7 protein-coding genes and 1 pseudogene are annotated in these 15,779 nt (G+C 47.7%); 6 read left to right on the top strand and 2 right to left on the bottom strand.

Annotation, left to right across the window (positions count from 1 at the left end):
• Positions 1-1,261: 1,261 nt before the first annotated feature.
• Positions 1,262-3,412 carry a helix-turn-helix domain-containing protein gene (locus T433_RS0104965; RefSeq protein ID WP_027455071.1) on the bottom strand — a complete coding sequence of 717 codons (2,151 nt, stop codon included), beginning with the start codon at positions 3,410-3,412 and terminating at the stop codon, positions 1,262-1,264.
• Between the two features lie 276 nt (positions 3,413-3,688).
• Between T433_RS0104965 and T433_RS15840 the strand changes: the two genes are divergently transcribed.
• The 6 genes and pseudogenes from T433_RS15840 to T433_RS14660 all read left to right on the top strand — a co-directional run bounded on the left by T433_RS15840 (position 3,689) and on the right by T433_RS14660 (position 12,235).
• Positions 3,689-6,370, top strand: coding sequence for an alginate lyase family protein (locus T433_RS15840; protein WP_052356999.1), 2,682 nt, complete (start codon positions 3,689-3,691; stop codon positions 6,368-6,370).
• A complete protein-coding gene (locus T433_RS0104955) occupies positions 6,367-6,642 on the top strand; it encodes a hypothetical protein (RefSeq protein WP_027455070.1) in 276 nt (91 codons plus the stop codon). The genes T433_RS15840 and T433_RS0104955 overlap by 4 nt, the downstream gene beginning before the upstream one ends.
• A gap of 170 nt (positions 6,643-6,812) precedes the next feature.
• The gene (locus tag T433_RS14675; protein ID WP_044109217.1) at positions 6,813-8,303 is read left to right on the top strand and encodes a glycoside hydrolase family 43 protein; all 1,491 of its coding nucleotides are present in this window, start codon (positions 6,813-6,815) and stop codon (positions 8,301-8,303) included.
• Positions 8,304-8,327: 24 nt separating this feature from the next.
• Positions 8,328-9,041: pseudogene (locus T433_RS17005) on the top strand (alginate lyase family protein); the annotation flags it as partial.
• A gap of 1,596 nt (positions 9,042-10,637) precedes the next feature.
• Entirely contained in the window at positions 10,638-11,819 is a 1,182-nt protein-coding gene (locus T433_RS17000) for a glycoside hydrolase family 88 protein (RefSeq protein ID WP_044109247.1), read from the top strand.
• Entirely contained in the window at positions 11,819-12,235 is a 417-nt protein-coding gene (locus tag T433_RS14660) for a type I phosphomannose isomerase catalytic subunit (RefSeq protein ID WP_052356996.1), read from the top strand. The genes T433_RS17000 and T433_RS14660 overlap by 1 nt, the downstream gene beginning before the upstream one ends.
• Positions 12,236-12,277: 42 nt before the next feature.
• On the opposite strand, the gene T433_RS0104930 is transcribed toward T433_RS14660, so the two are convergent.
• Positions 12,278-15,412: an Eco57I restriction-modification methylase domain-containing protein gene (locus T433_RS0104930; RefSeq protein WP_044109216.1), complete on the bottom strand. Its 3,135-nt coding sequence runs from the start codon at positions 15,410-15,412 to the stop codon at positions 12,278-12,280.
• Between the last annotated feature and the right edge of the window lie 367 nt (positions 15,413-15,779).

Below are 15,779 nucleotides of genomic sequence, written 5' to 3'. Positions count from 1 at the left end.
GAGCCAGGATCAAACTCTTCATTGTATATGTTTGTATCTTTAGATTTGATTATTATCAGACGAATCTGAAAGTAATCTATCTGTTATCTGATTCAGAATGACTATCCAAAAAGTATCAAGTCTATCAACCTATTTTAAAATATGATTGACGGTTCGTTACTGTTACCCAAGTACCTCTCCGTAAGGATTAGTACTCGCTTCTTGTACTACTTCTCTGTCTATGTAAATCTTTCAAAGAACTCTTTCTTGTTTTGCTTGTGAGGAGGTGTTCCTCGTAAGCGGATGCAAAGGTACGGCTTTTTTCGGAATCACCAAAACTTTTTCGAGAAAAATTTGAGAAATAATGCATTTTTTATGTTTGTCTTGATGTATATCAATACCGTTGTTATACACTCTCCTTATATTATATATGCGCGCGAAATGACGCCCTACACCGAGCCGCCCGAGAAAGAGACGGCTTTTACCTTGATTTTTCATCGAAATCGAAGTATGAAGCTACTCACGGGCCAAAAAGAAACAAAGAAACCTGGCATCCGACCCCAGATTCGTGCCTTCGCGACACCGATCGAAAAGGATGGCGGTGTGAAAGCACAGCTCTCGCAACCCAATACTTACGCTTTTGTAACTTACGGCTTAAGTCAACAGATCTTTCGACTTAAGTCAACAGTTCTCACGACTTAAGTCGAAAGATTTCACGACTGGAGTCGAAAGATCTCACGACTTAAGTCGTAAGATGCCAAAGTACCACTATTGCATTGCAACAGTGGCGCTATAACACCATAATAGTGGCCGAACAAGAAGAATAAGTAGTGTTTTTGCCGATGAATAAGTTTTTCAATTTATAATACGAAGCTATCTAATCGTTTCTTTATAGCCTCGAAATCAGTGTTCAAATCGAGAGTTCTGAAATAGATATAATTACCATCCTTTCGTTTCAGCTGCCCATCAGGAACAATTTCTTCTTGCGTCTTTGCATATAGCAACATACCATCTACTTTACCACTATGATTCTCGTCATACTCAGTAACATAGGTGTGAATCTGATAAAGATTACTGGAGTGTATTTGCAAGTCTTTTTCTATCAGATATTTACATCTTAAACGGTAGAAAAGTGGTGACGTGGATTCTATAGAGATTAGAAAAGATGAAAATTTAACGTATTTAACTACATTTAGGCTCCATTTTGTAATGACATTACAAAGAGTTTTTATCCGAGCTATATTTCAGTTAGCCATTAGGAAACAATCAACTCTTTTAATTTTCAATTATGCGTTTTTTTAGCATTTTCTTCTCTATTGCGGTACTCCGAGGGGGTAACACCGAATATCTTTTTAAAAGAGGAAGAGAAGTTGCGAGCAGTGGCGAAACCGACATGAGTGGCAATTTCATTGATGGAGAGCTGGGATTCGGTAAGCAACTGGGCAGCTCGCTTCAGGCGCACTTTTCGGATGAAATCAGTAGGTGTAATGCCGAGCATGTTTTGCAACTTTTTGTATAGCGAAGCGCGGCTCATGGCGACATCGCGTGCCAACAGGTCAGCGTTGTATTGCTCGTTATCGATATGTGCTTCAATGGCTTTTAGCATCTGAGATACAAGCTTTTCCTCTTCGGCATTGATGGCTATCTTGTCGGGAGAGATGTTAGCCGACTCAGCAAATTGGTGTCGGGCTTCCTCGCGCAACTCAAAGAGGTGGTTCACTCGTGCATCATTCTCTCGCCTCAATTTTGCTTTCTTTTTCTGCAGATAGACGCTAATGAGACCCACAATCATCAGGATGGTAGCCAGGCCATAGGCTGTCTTCATCCACCATGTGAGCCACCAAGGTGGACGTATGGCGAATTGGAATGTGGTGACAGTTCCCCATTCGCTCGATGCCGTAGCAGCCTGTACCTCAAAGGTGTAATCGCCTGGGGGTAGCGCCCTATAGATGGCTGTACATTGTCCACCCCCATCACTGCAAGTGTTCCATTCACTTTCCAAATTCCGGATGCGGTAACGGTAGCGGTCGTGCGAGGGTGTGGCGTAATTGAGGGTTGAGAACTGGAATGAGAGGTAGTTCTGTTTGTAGGAAAGGTTGCCTAAAAGGGAAAGCGTCGAACTTTCAACCGTTTCTCCGTTTATTGTGATGTTGGTAATGACGACGGGGAGTGGCTTTTCCTCACCTAATTGTTCGTCGGGGCGGAAAGATACGGCCAATCCACCACCTGCTGCGAAAACCAATCGTTTGTCGGTAAGGAGCAGTGCGGCACAATCCATCATTGGTTTAGCAGGGATGCCGTCATCTACACCGAGGTTGACAACGGTAGGCGTAATACGTGAGATGCCATACGATGTGCCTGTCCACACGTGTCCATCAGCATCTGTCACCAAACTGCGTATGCAGTTGTTCGTCAGTCCCTCAATTCTATCAGGTGTTTTGTATTTTTTGCTTTTTGTTCCTTTGCCTTTCACTTCTTCCATTTTGAAGAGTCCGTTCTGAGTTCCTACCCATAAAGTTCCCTTGTGGTCTTTCAGCATACAGTTGTATTTACTGCTGTAGCACTCTATCTCATAGGCATGGGGGAACGGTGCCAGCGTGTCAGCCTTCGTGTCAAGCAGGAAAGCACCATTTTGTGTATAGACTGCCACCCACTCATCGTCCAAAGGACAGGCTCCTACCATGTGGCGATATTGGTTCAAAGCTGGCAGTTTCTCGTTTAGCGGTATGGTTGTGTGGTCTGACTGAGCATAAGCCAAATGGGAAAGTGAATCACAGCGCAACTGCCTGTCATCATCTAGTTGTATGACAAACATAGTCTGTCCGTTGCGCAGGGAAGCACTTCGTGTTTGTCCGATCAAGGGATCATTCCCAGTGTGTATCATAGGCTTAGTCCTATGTGGCGGCTGATAGACGATACCATTGGTGCGAGTGCCTATCCATAGGCCGCCCTGACGGTCAGTTATGGCAACGGTAGCGTCATGTATATGGAGTGAGTCGATGACGTGTTGTTGTTGTGCTGTTGGCTGTGGCGTGTCAGCTTTGTCGGCAAGGATGGTTTTCAGGAAGGGTCTGCCCAATCCGTTCTCGTCGGTTTTTACAAATCTGTATTGGTGGGCGTCAAAGCGGTAGATTCGATAAAAGTCTCGCAGCCATAAAATAGAGTCTCCTTCCCACAATTGGCCATATCGATTGGTGTATTGGGAAAGCTTATATGCCAGGATTTGGTTGCAGGACACTACGTCGAAGGAGTGTCCATTCGAAAGACAAAATACTCCTTCGCAGTTCACGAGCATCTGGCCGTTGGGGAGTTCCACAATCTGCTGCACCTCACCCGTCGGAAGCCCATCGGCCACCATCCAATGACGTTGCCCGCTGACGCAAAGAACCCATACGAACATGCTGCACAACAAGATACAGAATTTACCTTTCATAGGCTAAAACAATCATTATTGGGCGACAAAGTTATATATTTTTATTGAAATAGCCGCTTCTTTTGTCTAAAAAGTACGTCTGAAAAATCTAAAATCAACGTTATACGTAATAGACGTATATTCTTGGAAAAACAGACACCTACTGTTTTCTCTGGCTGTATTATCTTTGCACCATCATTCCTAAGTAAAAGTATGAAAACAAGATTTTTAAGCCTTGCGTTTCTCTGCGCAATTCAATTCTTCGCGGTTCAAGGTTCATTATCCATTGCGCCAGCTATGGCACAAGACCGCGGATTCATCCATCCAGGTGGTCTACACACACAGGCAGATTTTGACCGTGTGAAGACACAATTAGAAAAGGGTAACACCAAGGTGAAGCAGGCCTACCAGAAGCTAACCAGTGCGGCCTACTCACAGAGCAGCGTACAGACCTATCCCGTCGAGACCATTGTACGCGGTGGTGGAAGCGGTGAGAATTATATAAATGCCGCACGCGGGGCAACGATGGCCTACCAGAACGCTCTGCGCTGGAAAATCGGCGGTACGGAAGCCAATGCCAAGGCTGCCATGAGGATCCTCATGGCATGGTGTAACACGACAAAGGCTATTAGCGGCAACTCCGATCAGTGTCTGGCCGTGGGGCTCTACGGCTATCAGTTCGCACAGGCTGCCGAACTGATGCGCGACTACGAAGGTTGGAGCCGCGAGGACTTTGCCAGGTTCCAGCGTTGGATGCTTGAGCTGTGGTATCCAAAAGCCATCAACTTCCTGCGTTCCCGCAACGGCACATGGGAGAACTCGAGCAAGTGGTGGCAGGCACCGGGTCACTACTGGTCGAACTGGGGACTGTGCAACGTGTTGTGTGTATTGAGTATCGGTGTGCTGTGCGATGACGTGTTCATCTACAACCAGGGCATGTCATACTTCAAGTACGACCAGTGCGGCACATTCCGCGACCCGCGCACCGAAGTACCTATTAAGAACGATGGTCTCACCGAATTCCTCGGCAACCTCGTGGTGACAACTTCCGAGAGTGAACTCGAAACAGCTGCTTACGGGGAGCTCGGACAGATGAATGAGAGCGGACGTGACACAGGGCACTCGGCAATGGCGCTAGGCTTGGCTGTGGATATTGCGAAACAGGGCTGGAACCAGGGCGATGACCTCTTTGCCTATATGAACCACCGCTTGGCTGCGGGCATCGAATACGTGGCAGCACAGACGCAGAGCGTGGAGGGATTGCCGTGGGTGAACTACCACTACGGTTCCAATGGCTACTACTACACCGACTCGCGTGCCTGGCTCATGGAGGGGCCAGCCCTCGGCGCGCAGATGCGCCCCTACTGGGGCACCGTCATCGGCATCTATGAGGGCGTGAAAGGCGTGAAAATGCCATTCTCAGATATTTCCTATACCAATATGGGCATTGATGAGGGCGGACAGGGCGGCACCAGCGGCGGCTACGACCACTTAGGCTATAGCGTGCTCATGAACACACGCGACGAACAGCTTTGTCCTGCCGAACAAGTGCCCACGGAGCTGACCCCGAAGATGGAGTATAGCGGTACGCTCACAACAAACCTCATTCCGAGCCTCGCACAGGAGAAAACACGCGGACTCGTCAATGGGAAGACCCTGCTCCACAACGAGCTGGGCGGATTGGTCAACACCTATACCATAAATAATAACACGTGTGTACCTACAGGTCAGACATTGACGCTAATGCCCCAGCTTCCAGAGGGCGAGGAGGACACAGGACTATGGCAATGGAACACGGGCGAGGCAACACGCGACATCACTGTCACCACCGACCAGAGCTATATCTACCGCGTCACCTATACCAACCAGAACGGCATCAAGAGCCAGCTCTGCTTCTCCATCGCTGCTAAGGGAGACTGCACACCCGATGCCCTCATTCCCTCTGTTACCTACGATGGCAGCACTGCTGAAACCAATACCATTGATGTGCTTTATGGAAAAACGGCTACTTTGAACGTAACCCCAACCGCTGGATGGGGAACATACAAATGGAGCACGGGAGCCACCACGCAGAGCATCACCACTTCTGCCATCAAAAAAGATCAGGATATCACAGTTACCTTCACCAACCAGGGCGGAACTATCACGACGCAGGTGTTTCACATCCATGTGCTCATGGCCGTTCCTTATAGCACCATTGGCGAAACAACTACGCAAGGGGAGGACGCTGTCGTGGAACAGGGCGGTAGCGTGACACTTGGTCTGACAACACCATCTGTTGTTACCGCATCCAAAGTCTCGTGGAGCGACGGCACCACAGGCAGCAAGACGCTGACTTTAGAGAACCTTCAGACCAGTGGCGAATACACAGCCACCTTCACCCTCTCTGGTGAAGAATACCACTTCACCTTCAACGTCTTCGTCAAGGCTGCTGAAACAACATTGATCGAGCCAAGGAACTACCTCTTGCGCCATGTCGCCACAGATACCTATCTAACAGCCAATGGCAAGGGGCAGCCCGTCAGTTTCAAGTCACGCGAGGAGGGAGACTCAAGCCAACTATGGTGCCTCGAACGTTCCACTGCCGCTACGCCCAAGTACGGCTTCATCAGTCTTTCAGATACAGACAGCCAGAGGGTGACCACCGCAGCCAAGTTGGCAGCATCGGCATACTTCCCTTTCTATCTTGAACAAGCCGTAGGTACAGACCGCATCGCCATACACACAGGAGCTACAGCTTCGACACGGAAGTATTGGGATATTGCCGCTGACGGCACAGTACAGACAGCAGCTGCCACCACCCCCACTACCTTCCCCTTCCAATTGATTCTTATGGGAAACGCAGTTGGAATTAAAAGTCTGAAGAATGAAATCACCAATAGTAAATTCATTTACGACTTGAGTGGTCGCAAGGTCACAGATTCATCACAACTCAGGGGAGTGTATATCATTAAGGGTAAAAAAGTAATCGTAAAATGAAACAGAAAGAATACCTCCTTGCAGGTTTGTTATTGCTGCCACTCACGGCTATGGCAGCCCTTGAAGCCTCAGATTTGCGTGTAGAGTCATTACGCTCCCCATTGGGCATAGATACGCAGACACACGGCATCGTCAGTGTCACCTATGGTATGACAGAGACACAGGTCATCATGGGTTCGGGCGACTACGACCTCATGCTCGGTGAAGGAATGTCATTACAGCAGCCGATGGCGAAATATTCTGGTTGCCCGAACACGAAGTGGATGAACTGACAACAGACAATTTTCAATTTGAGGCGGGCACAGTATATGACATGTGTGGAATACCAATATATCGCAAATACCCGAATCGGGTATTTATCGCCAAAGGGAAAAGTATGTAAGCCACTAACAGATTTGAGCAGTTGCTCTGTCTGGGATGGCGATTGAATCGAATAACATATATGAAAAAGATTATCCTTCTCTTTCTTTTATTACACACATTGACGATGCCGGCTCAAATCATCTATGCCGACTACAGCGATCCGGATGTTTGCGAGGGTACGGCGGGTGACTATTGGTTGACGGCAAGTAGTTTTCAGTGTACGCCAGGACTGCCCATTCTCCACAGCACGGACCTGGTACATTGGGAGTTGGTGAATTATGCAGTGGAACGATTGTTGCCCATTGAGCATTACAACACCGTTCAGCACGGCTGCGGCGTATGGGCACCCAGCATCCGTCGGCATAATGACACATATTACATTTATTGGGGCGACCCGGATTTTGGCGTGTTCATGGTGAAGAGTGATGACCCGCTCGGACGATGGAGCAAGCCAGTGCTGGTGGTGGAGGGCAAGGGTGTGATTGATCCTTGCCCGCTATGGGACGAGGACGGACGATGCTATCTCGTAAACGGGTGGGCTGCCAGCCGTTGTGGTTTCAACAGTGTGTTGACGGTGCGCGAACTGTCTGCTGACGGAAATCAGGTTATAGGTAAGCCTATCCTCGTTTATGACGGTCAAGTGGAAGGTAATCACACGATTGAAGGGCCTAAGTTCTACAAGCGCGATGACTATTACTATATCCTTGCTCCTGCGGGCGGTGTAGAGAAAGGATGGCAGGTAGCATTGCGCAGCCGTAACGTGTATGGCCCGTATGAGAGCAAGATTGTGTTTAATAAGAATGGCATTCATCAAGGTGGTTGGGTGGCGGATAAGTTCATTGCCTTTCAGGACAGAGGCCCTTATGGTCGCATTCTACACCTGCTTGATGTGGAGTGGAAGAAAGAGTGGCCGATGATGAAAGAATTGAAAAGTGATAGAATGAAAAGTAAAAAATGCAAATCACCTATTAAAAATCAATACCAGTGGCACTCCAATTATCAGGATACCTTTGGGCTTACAACGAATAGCGGTGTGCGCGTTTATGGGTACGCTGTGCCACCTGACTTCAAAAACCTATGGGAAGTACCGAACCTGTATCTGAGGAAATTTGAAGGAGAGACGTTTACAGATACTCTTCACCTAACCATCACAGCAACAAATGAAGGTCAGCAGTCGGGATTCGTGGTGATGGGACGTGACTACTGTCGCCTTTCCGTCGAGCTGCAGGATGAAGCTTTTGTGCTGAAACGTATCATTTGCAAAGATGCAGACCGAGATGGAGCTGAAGAATCCGCTATCATAGGGAATATCAAAGCACACTCTTACAATGCCGGTGCCAAAACCAATTATGAATGTCACCTCAGCGTTCGCTTACAGTGTAACAAAGGGGGTCTCTGTCACTTTTGCTACAGTATAGATGGTTGCCAATTCACACCTGTCGCTATTCCCTTCCAAGCCCGTGAAGGAAAGTGGATAGGTGCAAAATATGGTGTGTTCAGCATCACTCATGACGCTAAATCCAAAGGATGGGTGGACCTCAAGTTTTGTGCCACGCCTTTTAATGAATAACAGATTAACAAGTAACATAGTTATATGAAACGTTTCGTCATTACTCTCACGCTCCTTTGTGCAAGTCATTTTTCATTTTTAACTTTTCATTTTTCATTGGTCTCAGCACTCGCGCAGGAGTATAAGATGGCTGGACCTTACGAAGTAGTGGCTCGTGACGGTAAGTTCCGAGGAAGTAAAAACGGCAGCGAGCGCGATATGAAAGCGGCATGGGACTTCGCCAAGGAAGGAAAGCACGATGAAGCACTGCGCATCATCAATGCATACACGGAGAAGTTGCAGAGGATTGATGGTCATGATGCACCGCTGTGCCTGATTCAGGGATACTGGCTATGCAGAGCGATGATAATAGAGAAGGAACAAAAGACACCAGCGTGGGAAACTATGCTGAGAAGGGCGATGGTGCCAACGATGAACAAATTCGAGGCGGACAGTCCCTACGCCAACGGCAACTGGGGTGCGATTGTCAACCGCTTCCGCATGGCGGCGGCGATAGTTATGGAGGATACGGTGATGTACCGTCAGGCCATCGACTATTACCTGCACGGTTATGACAACGGCTCACTGCCGCGCTATATCAGTGAGACGGGACAGTGTCAGGAGACAGGACGCGACCAAGGACACGCGCAGTTGGGACTAGAGGCGATAGCCGACATCTGCGAGATGGCTTGGCAGCAGGGCGATGACCTCTGGGGGGCACTCGACAACCGGCTGATGAAGGGCTTTGAGTACACGGCCCGCTACAATCTGGGCAACGACGTGCCTTTCGAGACATGGACAGACTTGACTGGTCTCTACTGCGACTGGACGGAACCGGGGCAGATGGGACGCGGAAAGCTGTGGGACATCTACCAGAAACCCTACGACCACTATGTGAAGGCGAAGGGGCTGAAGATGCCGTACACGAAAAAGGTGCTGGCACTGCAAGCCAAGGCAGAGCGCAAGGGGGAGAGTCGCGAGGTGCGGGTGCCGGGTGTGAAGGAAGGTACGAAACTGCATCAGGTGTTTACGTATCCAGCCCCTGAAGGTGCGCCTCTGAAGCATGACTACGATGTGTTCATCCAGCCGCGCGGCAGCAAGGAGTGGACGAAAATAGACACATATATGGCGAAGGTGAATGCCTCGACTGGCAGCGGCAAGCACGCCATTAGCGAGATTTCCTACGCCTTCTTCGACTTCACGGGCGATGTGTTTGTGAAGGTGGTTAGCAAAAACAAGAAATTCAAGAAGACCCGCATCCGTCCCGACTATCGCGGCACGATTGCCAACGTGCAGAACGACTCGACGGTGCAGTTCCTTCTGTTCCAGCCTGAGAACGTGAGCGTGGAACTGGACGGCGACATCACTGACAATCTGTTGGTATTTACTTCGAAGCCCACTATTAGCAAAGAAGATGCCGGGAAAGCTGCCAAAGCACAGGGCCGTGACTTCCGCTACTATGCCCCTGGCATATACACGGAAGATGTCATCAAGGTGCCGTCGAATACCACGGTCTATCTTGACGGGGGCAGTTATTTCTCGGGCACCTTTGCCATTGAGAATGCTGAGAACGTGAGCATCTTAGGCCGTGGCATCGCCCGACCTGCAAGTGGCTATGAAGGCTGTCATATTCACCGTTCGAAGAACGTGCTGATTGACGGTCTCATCGTCAACACCTGTCCTGTGGGTGGTAGTGACGGTGTGACGCTGCACGATGTCAGGAGCATATCACATCCTGGATGGGGTGACGGCTTAAATGTCTTTGCCTCCTCGAATGTCCTTTTCGACCGCGTGTTCTGCCGTAACAGCGATGACTGCACCACGGCCTACGCCACTCGGAAGGGCTTCAGCGGCAACACCCGAAATGTGCGGATGCGCAACAGCACACTCTGGGCCGACGTGGCGCACCCTATCTTCATCGGCATTCACGGCAACCCTGAGGTGGGCGACACCATCGAGCATCTGGTTTATGAGAACATCGACATTCTGGGACAGGCAGAGCCACAGGTGGACTACCAGGGCTGTCTGGCCATTAACTGCGGCGACGGCAACCTCGTGCGCGATGTACTCTTCGATAACATTCGCATTGAACAGATTGAGGCTGGCAGCATTGCGCAGGTGAAGGTGGGATATAATCAGAAGTATTGCACGGCACCAGGTAGGGGCGTGGAGGATGTCACCTTCCGCAACGTCCGCTACACGGGCACTACGCCGAATCTCTCCATCATCAACGGCTACGACACCGACCACGGCATCCGCAACATCACCTTCAAAGGAATGAAAATCAACGGACAGCCAATCTACGACGAGATGCCCAGCAAGCCTCGCTGGTATGCCACCGCCGACTACGTGCCGATGTTTGTGGGCAATCACGTCAGCGGCGTGGTCTTCACGAAGGAGATCGGACAGTTCAACGTGAATCAGCAGTTGGCCTACTGCTCTTCACAGGTGGATAAGGCATTAGAAAGTTTGCGTCCCTACGATTTCACCATGATGCCACGCAACATTTTAAGGGAAGGGCGGACATGGAACCTCCGTAAGGCAAAGCCCGAAGAATGGTGCTCGGGCTTCTGGCCGGGCATTTTGTGGATGGCATTCGACTACAACAAGAGCGAGGCTGTCAATAAAGCCGCTATTGGCTACACCGAAGCTATTGCACCTATCATCAATAGTCCCGTATTTGACCACGATCTGGGATTTATCGCTATCAACTCGTTCCTGAAAGGCTATGAGGTAACAAAGAACGAGCACTATAAGCAACTCGCCTTGCAAGCTGCCGACTCGCTGATCACACTCTTCACCCCCACTGTGGGCACCATCCTCAGTTGGCCTCGCCACGTGAAGGACTATGGCGGCCACAACACCATCATGGACAACATGATGAACCTGGAACTGCTGTTTTGGGCGGACAAAGAAAGGCACAGCCAAACCTCAAACCTTTACGATATTGCTGTTCGTCATGCCGATACAACGATGAAGAATCACTTCCGGCCCGATGGTTCATGCTATCACGTTGCCGTCTATGACACCTTGACGGGAAAGTTCATCAAGGGCGTGACGCATCAAGGATATGCTGACTACTCAATGTGGAGCCGCGGACAGGCATGGGCCATCTACGGCTACACCATGGTCTATCGCTATACTAAGAACAAGCGTTTCCTCGACTTCGCTCAAAAGGTGACGGACATCTACCTGAAGCGATTGCATGAAACCAGCGACGACATGGTGCCTATCTGGGATATGGATGACTCAAGAGGTATAGCGGCCCCTAAGGACGCCTCAGCGGCTTGTGTCGTTGCCAGTGCCCTGCTGGAGTTGTGCCAATATGTGAAAGATGGCGACCGCTACCGCGATGCAGCCATACAGATGCTCCGCGACCTGAGTACCGCCCGCTACCAAAGCCGCGACAAGAACGTCTCATTCCTCATGCACTCTACTGGCCACCATCCCGCCGGTTCCGAGATTGATGCCAGCATTGTCTATGCCGACTATTACTATATTGAGGCATTACTAAAATACAAGAACTTATTACAATAATGAAGCCATATAAGTTTGAACCTTATCTGAAGACCACCCTGTGGGGAGGCTACCAGATTGCACCCTTCAAGGGCATATTCACCGCCCAGCCCAATATCGGCGAAAGCTGGGAAATCAGCGGCGTGCCGGGTCACGAGAGCCGTGCCATTGAGCGCGGACTCATCGATGACGTGGATGTGGGACTGACACTCACGAAGCTCATCGACAAATATCAGGGACGACTGGTGGGAGAGAAGGTGTATAAGAAATACGGCAACCAGTTCCCGTTGCTCATCAAGTTCATCGACTCACGTCAGGACCTCTCCGTGCAGGTGCACCCCGATGACAAGTTGGCCATGGAGCGCCACGGCTGTGCCGGCAAGACGGAAATGTGGTATGTCATCAAGAGCGACGTGGGCAGTAAAATATATGCATGAAACATGTACCAGGTACCTGTTTTATTTAATACCGATTAATCTTTAAGAATTCAATACGATTTCTCGCTCTTCTGTGGTCAGACCATAAAGGTCGAACACCCTGTTGTCTATCTCGTTGTCTGTGACTTTTATCTGCTCTGAGAGTTCTTGGCAGGCTTGGCGATATTGGTTGAAGTAGTCTTCCCACTCGTCTTGCTGAACCAGTGTGAGTTTGATCTTCTGTTTCTTCAGTTCTGCCACAAAGCCCTTGAAGTCCAACTGGTCAAACACCTGCAGAGCACTTGTTATCTTGACACCCTCAAAAAACTCGCTCAAACGACGAAGGAATCGAGTACGTTTCTCTTGAAGTTCTTCATTCAGAACTAACATAGCATCAACGATATCTGACAACTCTTTTCCTAACTCATTATCTAAGGGCGGTATCGGTATCTGTTCAAAATATTGCGGTTTTACCTCTATATACCCGCCATTTCGAACCACACAAATAGAAGTAAGAAAAAGCCAAACAATCTTTGAATTTAGAACTGCGAGAAGAGCTTTATTGTTAGCGGGCAGCATACATGCTGGGGCTGAGATTATAGTTCCTTTATCATCCCAACTGAACTTGTTTGCATTCTGCAAGTTTCCCCAAATAATCTTTGGCTGGTAGAACAAAGACTGATATGCACAATTACGAAGATTGTATGGGGTATTTCCTTTATCATATCGCTTGCTTAATTGAGGTTCGAAACCAACTAAAAAATCTTTAATTGCGGGATACTTGTCAATATCAATAGCAGGGACATCATCATATCCATTATGAGTACAAATCAAGTATTTTTGTAGTTGTTGGTTACACCACTTCTGTAAGTCTTTGCCCTCGTAAATAGGTTTTATTAATTCATCGGATTTTGCGTTTTCTTTATTTAATAGCACTCTGGTTTCTTCATTAATGATGAAAGCATCATTTAATCCAGTAAGAAGTCCTCTATAACATTTACCATATTGTTCTTTTACAGACTTGAAACTTGAGATTTTTGTTATCACTCTTGACATTTCTGCGCTCTGGAAACTCCAGTTGTCGCTATCAAGCCCATCCTGTTTAACTTCTTTAGTTGGTGCGGAACTGATAATCACAGAACCTTGCATATCCTTTGGTATTTTTGTATATTCAAAGGTATGTTTTTCCTCTTTTTCCTTAGAAAGAAGAAGTATTATTGGGTATGTTGTTGCGCCCTCAAAAATCTGGACTTCTGTAAAGTCGACATAACCTTCAATCTTTGTGTTGGTCTGTATGAAGTTACGTAGAGTCTTTCCTGCAGCTGTTTTATCAAAGGTGTTTGATATAAAACCAAACAATCCATTTGTCTTTAGCATATTCATACCTTTCTCATAAAAATACGAGAATAAATCACCATCAGGATTAAACACCTTGTAATTGTCGCGATAATAATCTATATCTTTCTGAGCAATTATCTCAGCCCTCACATACGGCGGATTACCAATCACAACATCAAAGCCACCTTTTTCGAATACCTTGGGGAATTGCTCTTGCCAGTTGAAGGCTTTTTCGCCGGCAATGACAGGGTCGCTAATCAGCGAGTTCCCACACTTGATATTCTCATTGAGTGAGTTCAGCTTACGATGGGGTTTGGCAGTACGCAGCCATAGTGCCAACTGCGCAATCTCAACACTCTCTTCATTGATGTCAACGCCATAGAGGTTATGCTCTAAAATACTGTTCTCTACATCCTGGAACACAATAGCAGAACCTGTCACCTTGGCTTCCATTTCGTCAATCAGTTTATGCTCAGCCATCAGGAATTGTAATGCAGCATTCAGGAAAGCACCACTTCCACAGGCTGGATCGAGAATCGTAATCTGTAGCAACCAGTCGCGATATTGATGCAACTGATCCAATAATCGTTGCTTGGTTTTCAGCTGGCGACGCTGGTCTGAGAAATATTCTTCTTCAACAATATTCAGCTCTTGTTTCTTCTCAGAGCACAAACGACCAACGGTGTTTTCGACGATATACTTCGTGATATACTGAGGCGTATAGAACACGCCATCCTGTTTGCGTTTAGAGGTTTGAGGGGTCTCGCCACTATTAATCTGCTGAGTGACCTCTTCAATCTCTGACAAAGAATTCTCAAAGATATGCCCGAGGATGTTTACATCTACATCACTCTCAAAATCATAGGTTGACAGCTTGCGAGTATGCGAAGCCAACAAATCATCATTAATAAGCAGATTATCAAGTACGTCGTCTGCCTTAAACAACCCACCGTTATAGGCAAACACATCGAATGGTTTACCTTGATGTCCCGTGTCGAGATAGCCAAAATACTGCTTAATGCGGTCATACAGAGGCACGTAAGCATCAAGATCCTTAAGCTTCTGCCAATTCTCTATAATCTGTACCATAGAGTTTGGCTGCAATAGTCCACAGTCCTCAGCAAAGAAAATAAAGAGCAAGCGGTCTAGCAGCTTCTGAGTCTTCTTGAACAACAGCAATTGCCATTCTTTCTCATCAAGGCCTTCGCCAGCAGGATTGTTAGCTATGATGTCAGCGAATAGCACTCGCTTGAACTCTGAATAGTCGCGATAGAGCGCCTTGGTTATCTGGTCTTCACTAGATACTGATTCTTGCTTCATCTTTATGGCTACCCCAGCATCAACCTGAGCCCAAGCCAAACATAGATACAACTCACGGAAGTCGCTCTCGGTCAAGTGGAACAAATGCCACTCTTGATAATCTACGGCGTTATCAATGTAAAGACGTAGCTTTTCGAAATTAGAAATAATAACAAGCCGAGTATCGCGATGCTGACTTTTATATCCAAAAGCCTGAGCTTCAATGCGTGAAAGGTCGGTTGTTTTATGGTCTTTCAACTCAATAACACCAATCACCTTACCATCTTTCTGTATCGCTCCATCAGCTTTCTTCGAGTTTGTTTCGTTCTTCTTTTCAGTGATCAAATTATAGTTTGGCGAAGGATTGAGCGTATAGCCCAATACCTTCACAAACAATTCGCGTAGGAAACCTTCTTGGAATTGTTCCTCCTTCGACTGTTGAATGTTTGCTTGTATCTGGGCATCAAGAAAATAAGCTTGAAAGCGCTTCCAAGCCTCACTGACCACTATATCATCTATTAGTCCCAAGTATTTCTTGGTAATAGTCTTTTGAAATAGCATAGTAATATTCGGTTTGTAGCATAATCACTGACTTATCGGGATTTAATGATGGGCTAAAACGAAAGCGGCCTCAGGATATAGAAAAGGCGTGAACCGCCTTATCTACACCATGAGGCCCTAGGATTGCCCATTCATACCAGATAAGTCATGTCCACACCCTAAGGTGCAGAACTAGTGACTATTGACGGTATGAATAATCATCGAAATTTCCTAGGTTTCATGATGTACCGAATAATCAGCTAATGCTGTTATTGTTTTTCCTCAAAAATCGTACCGCCACCCTGCACTCAGGGAATCAAGCCATGATAGGCAAGCATCGTTTTAACGATGTATCGGCAATACTTATGTGCAAAGATACATATAAAAT

The sequence above is a fragment of the Xylanibacter brevis ATCC 19188 genome (genome assembly GCF_000621725.1).
GTDB lineage: Bacteria > Bacteroidota > Bacteroidia > Bacteroidales > Bacteroidaceae > Prevotella > Prevotella brevis.
Note: the sequence above shows the minus strand (reverse complement) of the source record. Positions and strands in the feature narration are given on the sequence as shown.